A 22,286-nucleotide genomic window follows, 5' to 3' on the forward strand; every position below is an offset into this window, starting at 1 on the left:
GATATTATGTTATTATTAATGTAGTTTATCATAAGGAGTTTTTATCATGAAAAAGTTTTTAAAAGTTTTTTTAACTGTACTAGTACTTATTCTAATTGTAGGTGCAGGCGGTCTCTATTTCTGGAATAATCGTCAGTCACTAGAGGGGAAATGGCGTACAGTTTCTTTAGAGAAGCAAGTTGAGAAAGAAATAGAACAACAACTTGGAAGTCAGGCAGCGGATATGGGGATTAGTGCAGCTGATTTGGTTAAGGGCGCTAATATGCATATGAACGTCAAAAACGATGAGGCAAAGATAACAGTCACTGCTCAAATTGATGAGGTAAAATTCCATCAAGCTATAAAAACTTTTATTGATAAAGCTCTTGAAAAACAATTAAAAGATCAAGGTTTGACTTACAATGATTTAAGTGAAGCAGGTAAAAAGATTTTTGATGAAACAAAAATCACTGACAAACAAATTGACCAACAAATTGATAGAAGTTTCCAAAGTGCTGCACAAGCTGTCGGAGGAAAATATAATACTAATACTGGTGAAATGACATTGCCAGTTATGGATGGTAAAGTACATCGCTTAACAAGTGTTATTAAAGTATCGCATATCAATAAAAAGGCAAATGCGTTCTATGGTAATATTGTGAAAAATGGTGAAAAAACAGCCTATAAAAAAGAGGGCTCTAAATTGATTTTAGGTAATGAAAAATCATATCCATTTATGAAAGTAACTAAATAATTGTGAATTAGTAATGAAAGAGGATCAGAGCATATTCTGGTCCTCTTTCGGTTTTCCTGCCACGTTTTAAAGCTTGTGATATAATAGTCAATGTGAGGAGGACTATCATGTTATTTAAGGAAAAAATTCCTGGACTAATATTATGCTTTATTATTGCTATACCATCTTGGTTGCTTGGGCTTTATCTCCCTTTAATAGGAGCACCAGTCTTTGCTATCTTGATTGGAATAATTGTTGGATCCTTTTATCAAAATCGACAATTATTTAATAAGGGTATTGCTTTTACGTCTAAATATATTTTACAAACAGCAGTTGTCTTATTGGGTTTTGGACTAAACCTCATGCAAGTGATGAAAGTTGGTATATCATCGTTACCCATCATTATTATGACGATTTCCATTTCATTGATTATTGCTTATGTTTTGCAAAAGTTATTTAAGTTAGATAAAACGATTGCTACTTTAATAGGTGTTGGTTCATCTATTTGTGGTGGATCCGCAATTGCAGCGACTGCACCAGTTATTAATGCTAAAGATGATGAAGTAGCACAAGCTATTTCGGTTATTTTTTTATTCAATATCTTAGCGGCTTTAATTTTTCCAACGCTGGGGAATTTTATTGGTCTCTCTGATCACGGTTTTGCATTATTTGCAGGGACTGCTGTCAATGATACCTCGTCAGTTACAGCAACTGCTACTGCATGGGATGCTATCAATCACAGCAATACTTTAGGCGGAGCTACTATTGTTAAATTGACACGAACATTAGCCATCATTCCAATTACGATTGTATTATCTATTTATCATATGAAACAAACGCAGAAAGAACAATCTGTAAGTGTTACTAAGATATTTCCGAAGTTTGTGCTTTATTTTATCTTAGCTTCTTTGCTAACAACGATAGTTGCTTCATTAGGTTTTTCGTTACGTATTTTTGATCCACTTAAGGTTTTATCTAAATTTTTTATTGTTATGGCAATGGGGGCGATTGGTATAAATACTAATGTCAGCAAACTAATTAAAACTGGAGGAAAATCAATTCTTTTAGGTGTAGCGTGTTGGTTAGGCATTATTATAGTTAGTTTAACAATGCAAGCTATCCTTGGAACTTGGTGATCTTGTCTAAAGCTAAATATTTGTAATCGATTTCATAAATGTTATAATGAGGATATCAAAAGGAGGGAACATTATGGCATATAAAACAATTTATCCGTACACTAACGAAGTATTGCATGAATTCGATAATATCAGTGACAGTGATCTCGAACAGTCATTAGACATAGCGCATGCCCTCTACAAGACATGGCGCAAAGAAGATAATGTTGAAGAACGCCAAAATCAATTGCATAAAGTAGCAGATTTATTACGTAAGGACCGTGATAAGTACGCTGAAGTTATGACTAAAGATATGGGAAAACTTTTCACTGAAGCACAAGGAGAAGTGGACTTGTGTGCAGACATAGCTGACTATTATGCTGATAATGGGCAAAAGTTTTTAAAACCTGTTCCGTTAGAAAGTCCAAATGGAGAGGCTTACTATTTGAAACAAGCTGTCGGTGTTTTACTTGCTGTCGAGCCATGGAATTTCCCATTTTATCAGATTATGCGTGTATTTGCCCCTAACTTTATAGTGGGTAATACTATGCTTTTAAAACATGCTTCTATTTGTCCTGCCTCAGCTCAAGCGTTTGAGGATTTAGTCCGAGAAGCAGGAGCTCCAGAAGGAGCGTTTAAAAATATTTTTGCTTCGTATGATCAAGTTTCAAACCTTATATCAGATCCTCGTGTTGCAGGTGTGTGTTTAACTGGTTCTGAGCGTGGTGGGGCATCAATAGCAGCTGAAGCTGGTAAAAATTTGAAAAAATCGTCTATGGAATTAGGTGGGAACGATGCTTTTCTTATTTTAGATGATGCTGATTTTGATTTACTTAGTAAAACAATATTCTTTGCGCGTTTATATAATGCAGGTCAAGTATGTACATCTTCAAAACGTTTCATTGTCATGGCTGATAAGTATGACGAATTTGTAAATATGGTAGTTGAGACCTTTAAGTCTGCTAAATGGGGTGACCCAATGGATTCGGAAACAACCTTGGCTCCACTGTCATCTGCAGGTGCAAAGGATGATGTTTTAAAACAAATTAAATTGGCGGTAGACCACGGTGCTGAGGTAGTTTTTGGAAATGACACTATAGATCATCCAGGAAACTTCGTCATGCCAACTGTTTTAACGAATATCACTAAAGCAAATCCAATCTATAATCAAGAAATTTTCGGCCCCGTAGCCTCTATCTATAAAGTGGATACTGAAGAAGAAGCTATTGCTTTAGCTAATGATTCTAGTTATGGTTTAGGAAGCACTGTTTTTTCTTCTGATCCAGAACATGCTAAAAAAGTGGCGGCTCAGATTGAAACAGGGATGACATTTATTAATTCAGGGTGGACATCATTACCGGAATTACCGTTTGGAGGTATTAAAAATTCAGGATATGGTCGTGAGTTGAGCCAACTTGGATTTGATGCCTTTGTCAACGAACATTTGGTATTTACACCAAATAGTGATTAATCACTAAGTCAAACACAAGAACCAGATAATGTTATTTGGTTCTTTTTTGTTGAGGAGACAAGGAGAGGTCTTGATACAGGTGGCTAAAATGAGAGGAGTATTTATTAAAGTATGCTATACTATTTTAGTATAGGAGGAAATTTTGAGTAAAAAACATATTACGCCTGTGTTTACAGGTTCACTAATTGTATCGCTTATTTTAGTCTTATTAGGAATTATTGTTCCTCGTGGTTTTCAATCTTGGACACAAATCTTGCGTGAACAGGTATCTACCAATTTCGGTTGGTTGTACTTGTTGTTAGTTACTTCAATTCTTGCTTTGTGTGTCTTTTTTATTATGAGTCCTCTTGGACAAATACGTTTAGGGCAACCTCATTCACGTCCTGAATATTCAACTGTATCATGGATAGCAATGATGTTTTCAGCAGGTATGGGGATTGGTTTGGTCTTCTACGGAGCAGCTGAACCCTTATCGCATTTTGCTATTTCGACACCTGGTACACCTAAGGAATCGCAAACAGCATTAGCTGATGCATTTCGTTTTACATTTTTTCACTGGGGGATACATGCTTGGGCAGTATATGCATTGGTTGCTTTGGCTCTAGCTTATTTTGGATTTCGAAAGCAAGAGAAATACCTCTTGTCTGTCACTTTAAAGCCTCTTTTCGGTGATAAGACAGATGGTTGGCTAGGAAAAATTGTTGATATCACCACAGTTGTTGCTACAGTTATTGGAGTTGCTACGACACTTGGATTTGGAGCTGCTCAAATCAACGGAGGGTTAAGTTTTTTATTGGGTGTTCCCAATAATGCATTTGTTCAAATTGTTATTATCCTTATTACAACAGCTTTATTTGTTATGTCAGCTTTATCAGGTTTAGGAAAAGGTGTTAAAATTTTATCGAACTTAAATTTGATTTTAGCGGTAGCCCTCTTAGCTTTAGTTATTGTATTGGGACCAACGGTTCGTATTTTTGATACCCTAACAGAGTCTTTAGGCTCTTATTTACAAAATTTCTTTGGAATGAGCTTTCGTGCAGCTGCTTTTGACAATACTAAACGTTCTTGGATTGATAATTGGACGATTTTTTATTGGGCGTGGTGGATTTCCTGGCCTCCTTTTGTTGGAGTTTTCATCGCTCGTATTTCTAAAGGGCGTAGCATTCGGGAGTTTTTAACGGTAGTTCTTTTAATACCGACATTATTGAGTTTTGTATGGTTTGCAGCATTTGGTACATTATCAACCCAGGTACAACAACTGGGTACTAATTTGACAAAGTTTGCAACAGAGGAAGTATTGTTTGCTACTTTTAATCACTACACTTTAGGTTGGCTTTTATCCATTATTGCTATCATTTTAATTTTTTCATTTTTTATTACATCAGCAGATTCTGCAACGTACGTTTTGGCTATGTTGACAGAAGATGGTAATTTAAACCCAAAAAATCGAACTAAAGTAATTTGGGGGCTGGTGTTAGCAGTGATTGCTATTGTCTTACTCTTGTCTGGTGGTCTGTTAGCGCTGCAGAACGTTTTAATTATTGTCGCTCTGCCATTTTCATTCGTAATGATTTTGATGATGCTAGCGCTATTAGTGGAGCTTTTCCATGAGAAAAAAGAAATGGGCTTATCGATTTCTCCAGATCGTTATCCACGTAAAAATGAACCATTTAAATCTTATGAAGAATAAAAAGAAGCCAAAAGGCTTCTTTTTATTGGTTAATCGTCTTGATCAGATCATCATCGCTAGTAGTTGGTAAGATACGAACTCGATTAAGAGAAAGCAAACCGTTATCTTTTGTTGCAACTCCTTCGTTTGTTGTAAGGCCTAGTTTATAATATTGACTAGCAATATCCAAAGTTGTAGGATTGTAGCGTCCTGATGGATAAGCAATCGCAAGAGTATCTTGAGAGAGTTTTTGATCTAAAAACTGTTTTGATAGTGTCATTTCTTGGGTTTGTAGTTCTGGAGTTAAGAGAGAAAGATTGGGGTGAGTAACCGTATGTCCTTGGAATGACATGCCGTTTTGCTTCATTTCTAGCATTTGTTGAACGTTGAGGTTAGATTCTCGTCCTTCTTGAACAAAGCCAGTGATGATATTATTAGTGGCTTTAACCTTGTACTTTTTGAGTATAGGGTATGCCTTAGTGTAGAAATCGGCATTTCCATCATCAAAAGTAATCCAAATGACTTTTTTTTCAGGTAAAGCATTTTCGTTTAGTGCACGATATGCCTCGTTAGGGGCTAAGAAGTAATATCCTTCCTTTTTGAGACGTTTTATATGACTTTCAAAAATGTCAGGTGCCACAATTAAGTTAGCACTGGCGGCTTCAGAAGGGTCCATAACATGAACAGCATGGTACATTAAAATGGGTATTTTAACAGGAGTCTTTTGCTTAACCCATTTCTTTTTTTTGATAGATGTGACAATTTTTCGATGACTAGAGGCGTTCGTTTTTGTTTTTATTTCTTGCTTTGAACGATTGTTGAAGAATAGAAATATGCCGATTAAAGCTATTAACAAAAAAAAGACAGAAGCAATAGCTAACCATGGGGAACGTTTTCGTGGTTTACGATGACTAGTAGGTGTGTGTGCCATTTATTTCTCCTTAACTTTTAAAGTACTTTTATTGTATCATCTTTTCTGAAATAATATTCTCTTTTTAAGAACTTTCATAGGACAAGACGCGTTTACCCTATAAAAAATATTGGTAATTTGTTATAATATAGCCAATGTTTGTCTTGAAGTTAGAGACAATTTCTAAGGAGAAATTCATGACTATTAAAATAGCTTTATTAGGTTTTGGAACGGTTGCTAAGGGTATTCCATATTTGCTAAAAGAAAATCAACATAAGCTACTTTCTTTAGAAGGCGAAGATATTGTGATTGATAAAGTATTAGTAAGAGATAATGAAAGCCGCCAGCGTTTCATCAATCAGGGATTTACTTATAACTTTGTGACAGAGATAAATACTATTCTTCAAGATCCACAAATTGATATTGTAGTGGAATTAATGGGGGGGATTGAGCCAGCTAAAACTTATTTGAGTCAAGCATTAGGATTTGGTAAACATATTGTGACAGCCAATAAAGATCTCATTGCTTTACACGGAAAAGAGTTGATGGATTTAGCAGACGCTAGAGGTCTAGCTTTATTCTATGAGGGAGCAGTTGCTGGAGGCATTCCTATTTTAAGGACCCTATCGCATTCGTTTGCCTCAGATAAAATGACACGTTTATTAGGAATTCTCAACGGTACCTCCAACTTCATGTTAACAAAAATGTTTGAAGAGGGATGGTCTTATGAACAAGCTCTAAAAAAGGCACAAGAGTTAGGTTATGCCGAAAGTGATCCTACAAATGATGTTGAAGGTATTGATACTGCCTACAAAGCCACTATCTTAAGTCAATTTGGATTTGGTATGCCTATTGATTTTGATGATGTTAATTATAAGGGGATTTCTAGTATTCGCTCAGAGGATGTTGAAGTAGCTCAGGAGATGGGCTTTGCCATTAAGTTGGTAGCTGATCTTCGTGAAACTCCAACTGGTATAAGTGTAGACGTTTCTCCGACACTAATTTCTCAAGAGCATCCCTTAGCTGCAGTTAATCATGTGATGAATGCAGTATTCATTGAATCAATAGGGATTGGTCAGTCTCTTTTTTATGGACCAGGTGCGGGACAAAATCCAACAGCAACCTCTGTTTTAGCCGATATCATCGATATTAGTCGTAGTATTCGATCACAGATAAAAATTAAGCCTATGAATACTTATCATTGTCCGTGTAGGTTGTCAATGCAGTCTGATATCTTCAATGAGTACTATCTAGCTATTTCTTTGAGAAATGCTGAAGATAGTGATACACTTGGAAGGTACTTTGAGCAAGAAAATATAGGTTTGAAAAATGTTATTGAAAAAGCATTGGATGATAAACAACAAGAAATCTATGTATTAACAGATGAAGTTAGCCAAGAGAAAATAACTCAATTTATTGAGGAGTTTCCTGAGAGTGGTGTCATTCAGTTAATCAATGTTTTCAAAGTAATAGGAGGGTGAAATGAGGATAATTGTACCTGCAACTAGTGCGAATATTGGTCCAGGCTTTGATTCAATAGGAGTTGCGTTATCAAAGTATTTAAGCATTGAAGTATTAGAAGAAAGTACAGAGTGGTTAGTTGAACACAATTTAGTAAATATTCCAAAAGATCATACTAACCTCCTTATTCAAACAGCTTTGCATGTTAAGTCGGATTTGGCACCACACCGCTTAAAAATGTTTTCAGATATTCCTTTGGCCAGAGGTTTAGGTTCTTCTTCCTCTGTAATTGTTGCAGGAATAGAATTAGCTAATCAATTAGGAAATTTGGCTCTTTCTCAAAAAGAAAAATTAGAGATAGCTACCCGATTAGAAGGACATCCTGATAATGTAGCACCGGCCATTTTTGGTGATTTAGTTATTTCATCAATAGTGAAAAATGATATTAAAAGTTTGGAAGTGATGTTTCCAGATAGTTCCTTTATCGCTTTTATTCCAAATTATGAATTAAAAACAAGTGATAGTCGAAATGTACTACCTCAAAAATTGAGTTATGAGGATGCAGTTGCTTCAAGCAGCGTCGCTAATGTGATGGTTGCGTCGTTGTTGAAAGGTGATTTGGTAACTGCTGGATGGGCTATAGAAAGGGACCTCTTTCATGAAAGATATCGTCAACCTTTGGTGAAGGAATTTGGAGTTATAAAACAAATCAGCACTCAAAACGGTGCGTATGCTACTTATTTGTCTGGAGCAGGACCGACGGTAATGGTTCTGTGTTCGAAAGAAAAAGAACAACCAATTGTCACAGAGTTAAGTAAATTATGTTTAGATGGACAGATTCAAGTACTTAATATTGAGCGAAAAGGAGTGAGAGTTGAGAAAAGATAATTTAGGAATTATCCTTGGCTTGTCAGCCTATGTTTTATGGGGGCTTTTATCTCTTTATTGGAAATTATTATCTGGAATTGAAGCATATAGTACGTTTGCTTATAGGATTATATTCACTGTTTTAACTATGCTTATTTATATGCTCGTTTCGGGTAGAAAAACAGTCTATTTAAAAGACTTAAAAGGCTTAGTTAATAATAAAAAGTCATTTTGGACAATGTTTGTAGCCAGTATTTTAATTTCAATTAATTGGTTGGTCTATATTTTTGCAGTCACGCATGGTCACGCTACTGAGGCAAGTCTTGGTTATTATATGATGCCGATTATTTCAATTTTGTTGTCGGTCCTTGTTTTACGTGAACATCTGGCAAGAGTAGTTAGCCTTGCAATTTTGATTGCAATCATGGGAGTTGGAGTTTTAGTTTATCAAACTGGTCATTTTCCTTTAATTTCACTAACTCTAGCGCTTTCTTTTGGTTTTTATGGGTTATTAAAAAAATCAATTTCTTTATCTAGCGATTTTTCGATGCTGGTAGAAAGTAGTTTTATTGCTCCGTTTGCACTCATTTATATAGTGTTTTTCGCCAAAGATTTTCTAACTGATTATAATATATTACAATTAGTTTTACTCTCACTTTCAGGAATCATTACAGCAGTTCCTCTTTTATTATTTGCAGAAGCCATTAAGAGGGCTCCTCTAAATATTATCGGTTTTATCCAATACATCAATCCAACCATCCAATTATTGCTAGCATTGTTTATTTTTAAAGAAACTATCGTTAGTGGGGAGGTAATAGGTTTTATTTTTATCTGGCTTGCTATTTTAGTTTTTAGTATTGGACAAGTACATACGATGTTAAAGAAAGGTAAATAAGATGACTTATCAAGAAGCGCTAGAATGGATTCATAGCAAATTAGCTTTTGGTATTAAACCAGGTTTGGAACGTATGAGATGGATGCTAGAGCAGTTGGGAAATCCTCAAAACAACCTATCTGCCATTCATGTTGTTGGAACGAATGGTAAAGGATCAACAACTAGTTATTTACAACATATTTTTACCAATTCTGGTTATCAAGTTGGAACATTTACATCACCGTATATTGTTGACTTTAGAGAGCGTATTAGCATTGATGGTCAAATGATTCCAGAGTCTGATTTTATCAAACTTGTTGAAACTGTTCGTCCAGTTGTTGAACGGTTGCACCTTGAGACCAACCTAGAACCAGCTACAGAATTTGAAGTTATAACAGTTTTGATGTTCTATTACTTTGGCAATAGCTGTCCGGTTGATATCGTCATTATTGAGGCTGGAATGGGCGGTTATTATGATTCTACCAACATGTTCAAGGCTTTAGCAGTTACTTGTCCGTCAATTGGATTAGATCATCAGGAGGTTTTAGGACGAACTTATGTAGATATAGCTGAGCAAAAAGTAGGTGTTTTAAAAAAAGGAGTTCCATTCGTATATGCTAATGATCGTCAGGATGTTGAAGAAGTCTTTCAAATAAAAGCCGAGGAAACACACAGCCAGACTTATCGTTTACACAATGACTTTTATATAAAAGAAGAGGGAAATTATTTTAACTATATAGGTCCTCAAGCAAATATTGATCATATTCAGTTGCAAATGCCAGGACATCACCAAGTTTCCAATGCTAGCATAGCTATAACTACCAGTTTATTATTAAGAGACAAATATCCAAAGTTAACCCTACAGACCATTAAAGATGGGCTTGAAATGACAAAATGGGTAGGCCGTACAGAATTAATCTTTCCAAATGTAATGATTGATGGCGCTCATAATAATGAAAGTGTCGATGCTCTCGTTCAAGTTATAAAAAAATATCAGCAGAAAAACGTGCATATTCTATTTGCTGCAATTAATACTAAACCGATAGAGAGTATGTTAGAATCATTGTCTAGTATCGCTCCGGTTTCGGTTACTAGCTTTGATTACCCTAAATCAATAAGCCTAGACAAATATCCTAAAGCGTACACTAGAGTTAGTGATTGGAAGAAATGGCTACATGATATAAATCTGATATCAGATAAAGATTTCTATGTGATTACTGGCTCCCTTTATTTTATTTCTCAAGTTCGTCAGGAACTACTATTAATCAAAACTACAACAACTTAAAAAGGATAGGATAAATTAATGCCCAATCAAGAAAAAATGGAAAAAGCTATTTATCAATTTTTAGAGGCTTTAGGAGAAAATCCTGATCGAGAAGGATTGAAAGATACACCGAAGCGTGTGGCAAAAATGTATATAGAAATGTTCTCAGGACTTAATCAAGATCCAAAGGAGCAATTCACTGCAGTCTTTTCTGAAAATCATGAAGAGGTTGTGATTGTCAAGGATATTCCATTCTATTCCATGTGTGAACATCATTTGGTTCCTTTTTATGGTAAAGCTCATATTGCTTATTTACCAAACGATGGACGTGTTACTGGACTTAGTAAGCTTGCACGTGCAGTTGAAGTGGCGAGTAAGCGTCCTCAACTTCAGGAACGTTTAACAGCACAGGTTGCACAAGCTTTAGAGGATGCTTTGGCGCCTAAAGGTATTTTTGTTATGATAGAAGCAGAGCATATGTGCATGACAATGCGTGGCATAAAAAAACCAGGAAGTAAGACGATTACAACGGTAGCTCGTGGTTTATACAAGGACGATCGATATGAAAGACAAGAAATTCTATCGCTAATACAAAAAGGATAAAAGATGAAAATAGGACAATATGATATTACAGGTAAAGCTTGTATCATGGGGATTTTAAATGTAACGCCTGATTCCTTCTCAGATGGTGGTTCTTATACCACAATTGATTCAGCTTTAAATCAAGTTGGTGAGATGCTTGAACAAGGGGTGGCAATTGTAGATATTGGTGGAGAATCAACGCGGCCAGGTGCAGTATTTGTGACTGCTGAAGAAGAAATTAAACGTGTAGTTCCAATGATTAAAGCTATTAGAGAGGTCTACCCTGATCTTTTGTTATCAATAGATACTTATAAAACAGAGGTAGCTCAAGCAGCCCTTGATGCAGGTGTACATATTTTAAATGACGTTTGGTCAGGTTTATATGATGGTAAAATGCTATCTTTAGCAGCAGAACGAAATGTTCCAATTATTTTGATGCATAACCAGGAAGAAGCTGTTTATCAAGATATCAAAAAAGAAGTTTGTGAATTCTTACTTGAAAGAGCAGAGCGTGCTTTAGAAGCAGGTGTTTCAAAGGATAATATTTGGATAGATCCTGGCTTTGGTTTTGCTAAAACAGAGGAGCAAAATTTAGAACTATTAAAAGGTTTGGAACAAGTGTGTGATTTAGGTTATCCTGTGTTATTTGGGATCTCTCGAAAACGTACTGTTAATTATCTTCTAGGTGGTAATAGGGAAGTAATTGAACGTGATATGGGGACTGCTGCTTTGTCAGCATGGGCAATAGCAAAGGGGTGTCAGATTGTACGTGTTCACAATGTTGAAGTAAATAAGGACATTGTGACAGTAATTAGTCAGTTGGTGTAATATGGATAAGATTTATTTAAATAAATGTCGGTTTTATGGTTATCATGGTGCTTTTTCGGAAGAACAAACATTGGGGCAAGTTTTTCAAGTTGATGCTGTTCTATCACTTGATTTGGCAAAAGCATCACAAACTGATGATTTAATTGATACGGTTCATTATGGTGAAGTTTTTGACTGTATTAAAAATCATGTTGAAAACGAACAGTATCAATTAATAGAGAAATTAGCAGGTGTTATTGTTGAAGATATTTTCTTACAGTTTCATCCAGTACAAGCTATTACATTAAAGATTACAAAAGACAATCCACCAATTAATGGGCACTATGAATCAGTTGGAATTGAATTGGAGCGCAAGCGAGCATGACAACCGTTTACTTGAGTTTAGGTAGTAATATTGGTGATAGAGAAACTTTCCTGAAGCAGGCTCTCTTTTCAATTGATCATTTGCAAAAGACAAAAGTTGCGCAAATTTCCGCTATTTATGAAACAGCTGCTTGGGGGAATACTAACCAAGAAGATTTTTTTAATATATGTTGTCAGGTAGAGACAGACTTAGCACCTTTTGAATTATTGGATTATTGTCAAGAAATTGAAAAACGCTTAAAGCGCGTGAGACATGAGCACTGGGGTCCAAGAACAATAGATATTGATATCTTACTTTTTGGTAATCAAGTGATTAACCAAGAAGATTTAGTAGTACCCCATCCGTATATGACGAAGCGAGCATTTGTTTTAGTTCCGTTACTCGAAATAGCACCTCAACTAAGTTTACCTAATGGTTCTAAGCTAGAAGACTATCTCGAAAAATTGAATTTAGGAGAAGTTCATTATTTAAAACCAGTCGAATAGTCAGTTAGGATTTTAAAATTAAAATACACAGAAATTGTGATAATGTATCGTCAACAACCTATATTTTTGGTATAATAGAAATCGGTTTTATGCCGATTTTTTGTGTCTATAAAACACAATAAAACAGAATTGAGATAAAGGTTATGATTAAAACAATACAAAAAGAATTAGAAGGTCTCGATATTCGCTTTGATGAGCCTTTAAAGAAATATACTTATACTAAAGTAGGAGGACCTGCTGATTATCTTGCATTCCCAAGGAATCGCCTTGAACTATCGCGTATTGTTAAGTTTGCTAACAGTCAAAATATTCCTTGGATGGTTTTAGGAAATGCGAGTAATATTATCGTTAGAGATGGTGGTATCCGTGGTTTTGTTATCATGTTTGATAAACTGTCAACTGTTACAGTCAACGGTTATGTTATTGAAGCAGAAGCAGGAGCTAATCTCATTGAAACAACTCGTATTGCACGTTATCATAGCTTAACTGGCTTTGAATTTGCTTGTGGAATTCCTGGAAGTGTAGGTGGAGCAGTCTTTATGAATGCTGGTGCTTACGGTGGTGAAATTGCTCATATTTTATTGTCTGCACAAGTTTTGACACCACAGGGTGAACTCAAGACGATTGAAGCTAGGAATATGCAATTTGGTTATCGTCATTCTGTCATTCAAGAGAGTGGAGATATTGTTATATCAGCTAAATTTGCCTTAAAACCAGGAGATCATCTCATGATTACTCAGGAAATGGATCGTTTAACCTATCTCCGTGAGCTGAAACAACCTTTAGAATACCCTTCTTGTGGTTCTGTGTTCAAACGTCCTCCAGGACATTTTGCAGGGCAACTCATTAGCGAAGCACATCTTAAAGGTCAACGTATTGGTGGAGTAGAGGTTAGTCAAAAACATGCTGGTTTTATGGTTAACATTGCAGAAGGTTCAGCTCAAGATTATGAAAATCTTATTGAACATGTTATTAACACCGTTGAATCAACTTCAGGTGTTCATTTGGAACCAGAAGTTCGTATTATCGGTGAGTCGCTATTATAAAGTAGTTTAGTACTTACTTTAGTCAGAAAAATGGAGGATTTATGAGAATTGACTAACCCAATAATTGCATTTAAAAATGTATCAAAGGTATTTGAAGACAGCAACACCGTTGTCTTAAAAGATATTAATTTTGAACTTGAAGAAGGTAAATTTTACACCTTATTAGGGGCCTCAGGAAGTGGTAAATCAACTATCTTAAATATTATTGCAGGTTTGCTAGAGGCGAGTACAGGCGATATTTACTTAGATGGGAAACGCATCAATGATGTTCCCACTAATAAACGGGATGTTCATACCGTTTTCCAAAACTATGCTTTGTTTCCACATATGACGGTTTTTGAAAACGTTGCTTTTCCATTAAAGTTGAAAAAAATGGATAAGAAAGAAATTCAAAAACGTGTTCAAGAAACTCTAAAAATGGTTCGTTTAGAAGGGTTTGAAAAGCGAGCTATTCAAAAATTATCAGGAGGACAACGCCAGCGTGTTGCGATAGCGCGTGCTATCATCAATCAACCTAAAGTAGTCTTACTAGATGAACCCTTATCAGCATTGGATTTGAAATTGCGTACAGAGATGCAATATGAATTGCGAGAACTGCAACAACGTTTAGGAATTACCTTTGTTTTTGTCACACATGATCAAGAAGAAGCGTTGGCAATGAGTGATTGGATTTTCGTCATGAATGAAGGTGAAATTGTTCAATCAGGAACACCAGTAGATATCTACGATGAACCTATCAATCATTTTGTAGCAACTTTTATAGGTGAATCAAATATCTTATCTGGCAAGATGATTGAGGATTATTTGGTTGAATTTAACGGTAAGCGCTTTGAGGCTGTTGATGGCGGTATGCGCCCTAATGAATCAGTCCAAGTAGTTATTCGTCCAGAAGATCTTCAAATTACCCTACCCGATGAAGGAAAACTTCAAGTTAAAGTGGACACACAACTTTTTCGAGGTGTCCACTATGAAATTATTGCTTATGATGATTTAGGTAATGAATGGATGATTCATTCAACTCGTAAAGCTATTGAGGGTGAAGTTATTGGTTTAGATTTCACTCCAGAAGATATACATATTATGCGTCTTAATGAAACAGAAGAAGAATTTGATGCGCGCATTGAAGAATATGTAGACACTGACGATCATGAGGATGGTTTAATCAATGCTATCGAGGAGGAGAGAAATGAAGAAAACCTCTAGTCTATTTTCAATTCCTTATATGGCTTGGTTATTCTTATTTGTATTAGCACCTGTTGCTTTGATTGCTTGGAACTCGTTCTTTGATATTAATGGGCACTTTACTTTAGCTAATTACCAGACGTTTTTTAGCTCAGGAACCTATCTTAAAATGAGCTTTAACTCGGTCCTATATGCAGGCATCGTTAGTTTCATAACGCTTTTGATTAGCTATCCAGCTGCTTATTTGCTTACAAAATTAAAACACAAGCAATTATGGCTAATGCTAGTTATTTTGCCAACATGGATTAATCTTTTGTTAAAAGCCTATGCTTTTATGGGGATCTTTGGTCAACAAGGGGGAATTAACGCCTTCTTAACCTTTATAGGTATCGGTCCGAAACAGATTCTATTTACAGATTTTTCATTTCTTTTTGTAGCAGCTTACATTGAATTACCGTTTATGTTATTACCCATTTTTAATGCCTTGGATGATATTGATCAAAATCTCATTTATGCAAGTGATGACTTGGGTGCAAATGCATGGCAAACTTTTCAGAAGGTTATATTTCCTCTATCTCTGAATGGTGTAAGAGCAGGTGTACAATCTGTCTTTATTCCTAGTTTGAGTCTCTTTATGCTTACGCGTCTTATTGGTGGTAATCGAGTTATCACTTTAGGGACAGCCATAGAACAACATTTTTTAATCACACAAAATAAAGGTATGGGCTCTACCATAGGGGTTATTTTAATTTTAGTGATGGTTGCTATTATGTGGTTAACAAAGGAGAGGAAAGCATGAAAAAATTCGCAAATATCTATTTAGCACTTGTTTTTATTATCCTTTATATTCCTATTATTTATTTGATTTTTTATTCTTTCAATAAAGGTGGGGATATGAATTCTTTTACTGGATTCACCTTTAGTCACTATGGAGAACTGTTTCAGGATAGCCGCTTAATGCTAATTTTAGTGCAAACATTCTTTTTGGCTTTTCTTAGCGCCTTATTAGCTACAATTATTGGTACCTTTGGAGCTATTTGGATTTATCAGGTAAGACGTAGACATCAAACCTCTATTTTATCGCTTAATAATATCCTTTTAGTAGCACCAGATGTTATGATTGGTGCAAGTTTTCTCTTAGTATTTACTGTTATTGGTTTACAGTTAGGTTTCACTTCTGTATTATTGAGCCATGTTGCATTCTCTATTCCTATTGTTGTTTTAATGGTCTTACCTCGTTTAAAAGAAATGAATGATGATATGATTAATGCTTCCTATGATTTAGGAGCTTCAACTTGGCAAATGCTTAAAGAAGTTATGTTACCCTATTTGTCGTCGGGTATTATTTCAGGTTTCTTTATGGCTTTCACTTACTCGCTAGATGATTTTGCGGTTACTTTCTTTGTTACAGGTAATGGCTTTTCAACGCTTTCAGTAGAAATCTATTCACGCGCACGTCGCGGTATATCATTGGAAATTAACGCCTTGTCAACTATTGTCTTTTTATTTAGTATTTTATTGGTAATTGGTTATTACTATATTTCGAAAGAGAAGGGAGAAAAGAATGCGTAGAGTTTATTCCTTTTTAGGCGGTATTGTTCTTGTTATCCTGATCTTCTTTGGTTTAACCACTTACTTAGAAAAAAAGAGTAGTTCAACACCTAACTCAGATAAGTTAGTTATTTATAACTGGGGAGACTATATTGATCCAGCCTTATTAAAAAAATTTACAAAAGAAACTGGAATTGAAGTACAATACGAAACGTTTGACTCTAATGAGGCTATGCACACCAAAATTAAGCAGGGTGGGACGACATATGATATTGCTGTACCTAGTGATTATATGATTGACAAAATGATAAAAGAAAACCTTCTGGTTAAACTTGATCATTCAAAGATAGCTAATTGGGATGCTATTGGAGCTAGGTTTAAAAATTTGAGTTTCGATCCTAAAAATAAATATTCGATTCCTTATTTCTGGGGAACTGTTGGGATTGTTTATAATGATCAATTAGTTAAAACTCCTCCTAAACATTGGGATGATTTATGGCGTCCAGAGTTTCGAAATAAAATCATGCTAGTTGATAGTGCACGTGAGGTTATTGGAGTTGGTTTAAATTCCTTGGGATATGGATTGAATACAAAGAACATATCAGAATTAAAAGCCGCTTCTAAAAAGTTAGATGCTCTAACACCAAACGTTAAGGCTATTGTTGCTGATGAGATGAAAGGCTATATGATTCAGGGAGATGCAGCGATTGGTGTTACATTCTCTGGAGAAGCACGAGAAATGCTTGATGGGAACAAGCATTTGCATTACGTTGTTCCTAGTGAAGGATCGAACCTTTGGTTTGATAATATTGTAATCCCCAAAACAGTAAAGCATCGCAAAGAAGCCTATGCCTTTATTAATTTCATGATGGAACCTAAAAATGCGGCACAAAATGCAGAATATATTGGTTATGCGACCCCTAATCTCAAAGCAAAAGCGCTGTTACCAGCAGATATCAAAAATGATAAAGCATTTTATCCTCCTGATAAAACAATTGATCATTTAGAAGTTTATAATAACTTGGGTCAAAAATGGCTTGGTATTTACAATGATTTGTACTTACAATTTAAAATGTATCGTAAGTAATCTATTAACTAAAAGTACTTCTCTGATGAGAGGTATTTTTAGTTACCAAGAGTTCCTAGAAAGTTTGTGATATTTTTGTTAAAATAATTGTAAGAAAAGGAGGAAAATATGGAAAATCATAAAAATGAATTTCAGTTTTCACTTGAATCAATTCTGGGATTTGTTTGGAGAGGAATAGTAGTAGGCTTAATAGCAGGATTTGTTGTCAGCATATTTCGATTAGCGATTGAAAAAATTTTTTTAGTTGTTATGGAACTTTATAAAAGTGCCCATTATCAACCAATTATTTTATTGAGCATTACGGTTACTAGTATTATCGCTGCAGTGATAATAGGTTTTTTTATCAAATCTGATCCTGATATTAAAGGTTCAGGTATCCCGCATGTTGAAGGTGAACTTAAAGGAATGCTATCGCCAGACTGGTTTAGTATTGTATGGAAGAAATTCATTGCGGGTATTTTAGCTATTTCTTCGGGACTTATGCTTGGTCGCGAAGGTCCCAGTATTCAGTTAGGAGCTATGACAGGCAAGGGAATTGCACAGTATCTCAATGCTAGTCGAATGGAAAAACGTGTTTTAATTGCTAGTGGTGCGGCAGCAGGTCTTTCAGCAGCCTTCAACGCTCCTATTGCAGGCCTTTTATTTGTAGTTGAAGAAATTTACCATAATTTTTCTCGCTTAGTTTGGATAACAGCTTTGGTAGCAAGTTTAGTGGCAAACTTTGTCTCACTTAATATCTTTGGTTTAACCCCAGTTTTAGCTTTACCATCAGAATTACCATCTTTAAATCTCAACTTTTATTGGATTTTTTTACTCATGGGTCTCTTTTTGGGTATCTTAGGCTTTATCTATGAGTGGGTAATTTTGAGATTTCATGTGATCTATGATTATTTAGGTAAACTATTTCATCTACCATCTCACCTATATGGTATATTAGCGGTAATTTTTATTCTTCCTATTGGTTACTATTTCCCACAATTATTGGGGGGTGGAAATGGCTTAATTGTATCACTGCCTAGGAGTAATCTTAGTCTGATGATGTTAGGATTATTTTTCCTCATTCGTTTTTTATGGAGTATGTTGAGTTACAGTAGTGGCTTGCCAGGAGGAATTTTTTTACCAATTCTAGCTTTAGGATCTTTAGCAGGTGCTTTTTTTGCAGTAGGTATGCAGTACTTTGGTATAATATCTCATCAGCAGATATCTTTATTTGTTGTTCTAGGAATGGCGGGCTATTTTGGTGCAATCTCAAAAGCACCACTAACAGCTATGATTTTGGTTACAGAAATGGTTGGCGATTTAAAACAATTAATGGCTATTGGAATTGTAACAATGGTATCTTATATTGTCATGGATTTATTAAAGGGAGAACCTATTTATGAAGCGATGTTGGCTAAAATGACCTTCAATCCAAAAGATAAAGTAATGACACCTACATTGATTGAATTAACTGTTTCAGATAAAATATCAGGAAAGTATGTCCGAGATTTAGAATTACCAGAAAATGTGTTAATAACGACTCAAATTCATCATAAGACATCGGCTGTAGTATCAGGAAATACTATCTTGAATGCTGGCGACACCATTTTTTTAGTTGTGAATGAATCGGAAATTAAAGAAGTACGTGAACAGCTGATGTAAACTAATTAACGCTTAAATAATAAAAAATAGAAACTAGTCATGGATTTGACTAGTTTCTATTTTTTGTATTTATATTTCTATAGATAAGCGTACTACCGTCTTTTTTGTTGGTAAATTGTTTGCGGTACTGGCGAGGAGTTGTATGATAATAGCGTTTAAATTGGCGATTAAAATTTGATAGATTATTAAAACCAACGCTGTTGGCAATATCAATAATAGCCGTAGTGGAGTTAATAAGATGCTCACTAGCTTTATTAAGACGAACTTGTATGATAAATTCTGTACAGGATGTTCCAGTATGCTGTTTAAATACGGTCATAAAATGTGTCTTACTATACCCCATATAATCAGCTAAAAATTCAATGGTAAGATTTTGCTGGTAATTATTATTAATATAATCAATCAAATCACGAATTCTCTCGTTTTTTCTGTAGGTATCATCAGTATGTTTTTTAATGACATATTGATGATAATAGAGTAAATACAAGAGTTCGTTTAATTTAGCTTTTAGGAGTAGCTCAAAATGTCGATTTTCTTCTTTTGAAATATTAAAAATATCAAACAAACAATTTTTGATATCATTATATCCTGTCATACTAGGTTTGATACATTGGATAAACTTAAAAGAGCTAGTCTGCAACGGTTGTAAATAACGAAGGCTAACTTGGTCTACAATAGAATATCCTATTAAATCTAAGTGAAATTTAATGCTATCTGTGATATGCTCTTTATTTTCAATCGGATGAATAGAATGCATACCATTTGGACGGATCAAGATAATATCACCAGATTGGCTATTAAAAAAATCATAATCGATGTGATAACGTGCGGTCCCCTCGTGGACATATGAAATTTCAAGTTCCGGATGCCAGTGAAATAAAACGTCAGGGTAACCATTTCTAACCTCAGTATGCATGTGTTCGTAGGGTAATAAATGCCGGTTATCATCTAAATTATGTGATAGTAAATTATCAAGTGAGTTCATCGTTTTTCTTTCTAAAATCGTAGGATAGTATTATTATAACAGAAAACTATCAAAAAATGGGTTTCGTAGGATAGTATTATTTTTTGAAAGGATAGTGTAAGTTTTGTATAGGAACATGACATATAATATAAGTCATAGAGAAAACGCTTTAAAATTTTTGCTTAGAGTGTTTCTAATAACTTCAAAATCCTTACAGGGTCGTTTAATCTCCTTATCTCATGTAAGGATTTTTTGTTGTATTAATATGACCAAATTTATTAATATACTCAATTATTTATTTTTTCAAAATAGAATAACTATGTGAAAAAAATAATTTTAGGTCTCTCAAAAACACGTATAGCCATTTCGAATCTCAAATATTTTATTATGACTATTGCAATAGTTACGAATCTATTATTCAACTCAACAATAAGAAAACTCTTCAGTAAATCATTATGTTAAACAAGCTCTGATAGTATGGAGATAAGTATAGCTAAAAGTCGATTTAATCTCTGAAACAAAATTTAACTTAATTAATAGAACCGTTGATGTATCAGGTATCAAATCTTTTTGGTTTATATGTGATATAATGAAAGAACATATTGAGATATTTGGCACCCTCTTGAAAGGCAAAGGTTACTTGTATGATTAAATTGATAGCAACAGATATGGATGGAACTTTTCTACGCTCAGATAAAACTTATGATAAAGCACGGTTTTCTTCTTTATTAACGTTGATGGAGAAGTATGATATTAAATTTGTAGCTGCTAGTGGTAATTTATACGATCAATTGTTGTTAAACTTTTTGGAATACCCTAATCGTATCGCCTACGTCGCTGAAAATGGTGGTCGTGTCATTGACCAAGATGGCACATTACTAAAAGAAACTTATTTATCTAATGATACAGTTGCAGCTGTTTTATCCTATTTATATCAGAACTATCCTGAGACACTCATCAGCTTATCTGGTGAAAAACGTTCATACCTTGAGCAAAGAACTCCTATTAATAGGCGGACTGAATTAGAATACTATATGCCTAATTTTATCTATAAAGACCATTTGCTGCCCTTAGATGATGACCGCTATTTTCAAATGACACTTTGGGTAAATGAAAATCTTGTTTCTGAGATGTTGTTAGATATTAGTGAACACTTTAAAAATCATCATATCAGATTGACCTCTAGTGGTTTTGGTTGTATCGATGTCTTACCAGCTGATGTCAATAAAGCGGATGGTATCGCTATTCTTCTTGAAAAGTGGGGATTGAAACAGGATCAAGTGATGGTTTTTGGTGATGGGGGCAATGATGTGGAAATGTTGAGAGCAGCAAATATTTCTTACGCTATGTCAAATGCGCCAGAAGAAATTAAAGCTATTGCTAAATATCAAACAGTTAGTAACGATCAGGATGGTGTGTTAGAAACGATAGAGAACTTTCTTCACAAGATGAGTGATAATGAATAGGACCACGTAGCTTTTAACGAAGCATACTATTCAATTCTCAGGTGAAATTTTGTTATAATACAAGAAAGCCTAGAGAAATATTTAATAATGAAGGAGAACGATGTTAGAAGTTATTGACAAAGCTTTAAGAGATTATCAAATGAAACGAGAACAGTTTTTTGAGATTAACAATCAGACAGTACAAGAAGGTGCCATTGTTTTCACAGGAGATTCTATCGTTGAGTTTTTTCCTTTAAAAAAACATTTAGGACGTGACTATCCTTTAGTTAATAGAGGAGTAGCAGGATCAGATACTTATTGGCTTTTAGAAAACTTGAGAACCCAAGTATGGGAATTATTACCATCCAAAGTATTTATTTTAATTGGAACAAATGATATTGGTTTAGGGCATTCACAGTCAGAAATCATAGCTAATATCACGGATATAATTGCAGAAATTCGTGCGGAATCTTATATGACAGAGATTAATATACTGAGTGTTTTACCTGTTAGTGAAGAAGATGACTATATAGAGCGTGTCAAGGTAAGAAATAATCAAACAATAAAAGCTTTAAACAAAACCTTATCAGTAATTTCTGGCATTAATTATATTGAATTGTATGATTTATTAGTTGACGAAAAAGGTCAGCTTGCTAGCAGTTTTACAAAAGATGGTTTGCACCTAACAGATCAAGCCTATGCTAAAATTTCTGAAACGATAAAACTCTACCTTTAAAAGTGTTTTGATACTATTTTTAAGTATTTAAA

The 22,286-nt window shown here is 34.7% G+C and carries 22 protein-coding genes and 1 pseudogene; 21 read left to right on the plus strand and 2 right to left on the minus strand.

Annotation, left to right across the window (positions count from 1 at the left end):
• Positions 1-46: 46 nt before the first annotated feature.
• The 4 genes from HMPREF9171_RS108175 to HMPREF9171_RS108160 all read left to right on the plus strand — a co-directional run bounded on the left by HMPREF9171_RS108175 (position 47) and on the right by HMPREF9171_RS108160 (position 4,988).
• On the plus strand, positions 47-733 hold the full coding sequence (locus HMPREF9171_RS108175) for a hypothetical protein (RefSeq protein WP_000714061.1): 687 nt from the start codon (positions 47-49) through the stop codon (positions 731-733).
• Positions 734-840: 107 nt separating this feature from the next.
• A complete protein-coding gene (locus tag HMPREF9171_RS108170; protein ID WP_000897649.1) occupies positions 841-1,848 on the plus strand; it encodes a YeiH family protein in 1,008 nt (335 codons plus the stop codon).
• 73 nt (positions 1,849-1,921) lie between these two features.
• Complete coding sequence (locus HMPREF9171_RS108165) at positions 1,922-3,298, plus strand: NAD-dependent succinate-semialdehyde dehydrogenase (protein WP_000323650.1); 1,377 nt, start codon at positions 1,922-1,924, stop codon at positions 3,296-3,298.
• Positions 3,299-3,440: 142 nt separating this feature from the next.
• The gene (locus HMPREF9171_RS108160) at positions 3,441-4,988 is read left to right on the plus strand and encodes a BCCT family transporter (RefSeq protein WP_000037481.1); all 1,548 of its coding nucleotides are present in this window, start codon (positions 3,441-3,443) and stop codon (positions 4,986-4,988) included.
• 22 nt (positions 4,989-5,010) lie between these two features.
• On the opposite strand, the gene HMPREF9171_RS108155 is transcribed toward HMPREF9171_RS108160, so the two are convergent.
• Positions 5,011-5,898: a polysaccharide deacetylase family protein gene (locus HMPREF9171_RS108155; protein WP_000951506.1), complete on the minus strand. Its 888-nt coding sequence runs from the start codon at positions 5,896-5,898 to the stop codon at positions 5,011-5,013.
• Positions 5,899-6,074: 176 nt separating this feature from the next.
• Here HMPREF9171_RS108155 and HMPREF9171_RS108150 point away from each other — a divergent pair, with 176 nt between their 5' ends.
• The 14 genes from HMPREF9171_RS108150 to HMPREF9171_RS108085 all read left to right on the plus strand — a co-directional run bounded on the left by HMPREF9171_RS108150 (position 6,075) and on the right by HMPREF9171_RS108085 (position 19,109).
• Positions 6,075-7,358, plus strand: a complete 1,284-nt coding sequence (locus HMPREF9171_RS108150; RefSeq protein ID WP_000152823.1) for a homoserine dehydrogenase — start codon at positions 6,075-6,077, stop codon at positions 7,356-7,358.
• A 1-nt stretch (position 7,359) separates the two neighbouring features.
• Positions 7,360-8,226, plus strand: coding sequence for a homoserine kinase (gene thrB, locus HMPREF9171_RS108145; RefSeq protein ID WP_001220331.1), 867 nt, complete (start codon positions 7,360-7,362; stop codon positions 8,224-8,226).
• Positions 8,213-9,100, plus strand: a complete 888-nt coding sequence (gene rarD / locus HMPREF9171_RS108140) for an EamA family transporter RarD (RefSeq protein ID WP_001224295.1) — start codon at positions 8,213-8,215, stop codon at positions 9,098-9,100. The genes thrB and rarD overlap by 14 nt, the downstream gene beginning before the upstream one ends.
• A gap of 1 nt (position 9,101) precedes the next feature.
• Positions 9,102-10,364: a bifunctional folylpolyglutamate synthase/dihydrofolate synthase gene (locus HMPREF9171_RS108135; protein WP_000222110.1), complete on the plus strand. Its 1,263-nt coding sequence runs from the start codon at positions 9,102-9,104 to the stop codon at positions 10,362-10,364.
• Between the two features lie 18 nt (positions 10,365-10,382).
• Complete coding sequence (folE, locus tag HMPREF9171_RS108130; RefSeq protein ID WP_001133587.1) at positions 10,383-10,946, plus strand: GTP cyclohydrolase I FolE; 564 nt, start codon at positions 10,383-10,385, stop codon at positions 10,944-10,946.
• A 3-nt stretch (positions 10,947-10,949) separates the two neighbouring features.
• On the plus strand, positions 10,950-11,753 hold the full coding sequence (gene folP, locus HMPREF9171_RS108125; RefSeq protein ID WP_000690156.1) for a dihydropteroate synthase: 804 nt from the start codon (positions 10,950-10,952) through the stop codon (positions 11,751-11,753).
• Position 11,754: 1 nt separating this feature from the next.
• Complete coding sequence (gene folB / locus HMPREF9171_RS108120; RefSeq protein ID WP_000358071.1) at positions 11,755-12,117, plus strand: dihydroneopterin aldolase; 363 nt, start codon at positions 11,755-11,757, stop codon at positions 12,115-12,117.
• Positions 12,114-12,602: a 2-amino-4-hydroxy-6-hydroxymethyldihydropteridine diphosphokinase gene (folK, locus tag HMPREF9171_RS108115; protein WP_000214500.1), complete on the plus strand. Its 489-nt coding sequence runs from the start codon at positions 12,114-12,116 to the stop codon at positions 12,600-12,602. The genes folB and folK overlap by 4 nt, the downstream gene beginning before the upstream one ends.
• Positions 12,603-12,745: 143 nt before the next feature.
• Positions 12,746-13,648: a UDP-N-acetylmuramate dehydrogenase gene (gene murB, locus HMPREF9171_RS108110; RefSeq protein WP_000598027.1), complete on the plus strand. Its 903-nt coding sequence runs from the start codon at positions 12,746-12,748 to the stop codon at positions 13,646-13,648.
• A gap of 48 nt (positions 13,649-13,696) precedes the next feature.
• Positions 13,697-14,851 (plus strand): ABC transporter ATP-binding protein, encoded by a 1,155-nt coding sequence (locus HMPREF9171_RS108105; protein ID WP_000184098.1) that lies wholly within the window; start codon positions 13,697-13,699, stop codon positions 14,849-14,851.
• Positions 14,835-15,629: an ABC transporter permease gene (locus HMPREF9171_RS108100; RefSeq protein ID WP_000753812.1), complete on the plus strand. Its 795-nt coding sequence runs from the start codon at positions 14,835-14,837 to the stop codon at positions 15,627-15,629. Before HMPREF9171_RS108105 ends, HMPREF9171_RS108100 begins: the two co-directional genes overlap by 17 nt.
• On the plus strand, positions 15,626-16,402 hold the full coding sequence (locus HMPREF9171_RS108095; RefSeq protein WP_000712712.1) for an ABC transporter permease: 777 nt from the start codon (positions 15,626-15,628) through the stop codon (positions 16,400-16,402). Before HMPREF9171_RS108100 ends, HMPREF9171_RS108095 begins: the two co-directional genes overlap by 4 nt.
• Positions 16,395-17,468 (plus strand): ABC transporter substrate-binding protein, encoded by a 1,074-nt coding sequence (locus HMPREF9171_RS108090; protein WP_001255369.1) that lies wholly within the window; start codon positions 16,395-16,397, stop codon positions 17,466-17,468. Before HMPREF9171_RS108095 ends, HMPREF9171_RS108090 begins: the two co-directional genes overlap by 8 nt.
• A 108-nt stretch (positions 17,469-17,576) precedes the next feature.
• Positions 17,577-19,109 carry a chloride channel protein gene (locus HMPREF9171_RS108085; protein ID WP_000427429.1) on the plus strand — a complete coding sequence of 511 codons (1,533 nt, stop codon included), beginning with the start codon at positions 17,577-17,579 and terminating at the stop codon, positions 19,107-19,109.
• A gap of 49 nt (positions 19,110-19,158) precedes the next feature.
• Here HMPREF9171_RS108085 and HMPREF9171_RS108080 read toward each other — a convergent pair whose 3' ends face one another.
• A complete protein-coding gene (locus tag HMPREF9171_RS108080) occupies positions 19,159-20,094 on the minus strand; it encodes a helix-turn-helix transcriptional regulator (RefSeq protein WP_001086425.1) in 936 nt (311 codons plus the stop codon).
• Between the two features lie 261 nt (positions 20,095-20,355).
• On the opposite strand from HMPREF9171_RS108080, the pseudogene HMPREF9171_RS1000000114260 reads away from it, so the two are divergent.
• The 3 genes and pseudogenes from HMPREF9171_RS1000000114260 to HMPREF9171_RS108070 all read left to right on the plus strand — a co-directional run.
• Positions 20,356-20,535: pseudogene (locus tag HMPREF9171_RS1000000114260) on the plus strand (hypothetical protein); the annotation flags it as partial.
• 182 nt (positions 20,536-20,717) lie between these two features.
• A complete protein-coding gene (locus HMPREF9171_RS108075; RefSeq protein ID WP_000593346.1) occupies positions 20,718-21,539 on the plus strand; it encodes a Cof-type HAD-IIB family hydrolase in 822 nt (273 codons plus the stop codon).
• Between the two features lie 100 nt (positions 21,540-21,639).
• Complete coding sequence (locus HMPREF9171_RS108070; protein ID WP_000895132.1) at positions 21,640-22,254, plus strand: SGNH/GDSL hydrolase family protein; 615 nt, start codon at positions 21,640-21,642, stop codon at positions 22,252-22,254.
• Positions 22,255-22,286 lie beyond the last annotated feature (32 nt).

It is taken from the genome of Streptococcus agalactiae ATCC 13813 (assembly GCF_000186445.1).
GTDB classification, from domain to species: Bacteria; Bacillota; Bacilli; order Lactobacillales; family Streptococcaceae; genus Streptococcus; species Streptococcus agalactiae.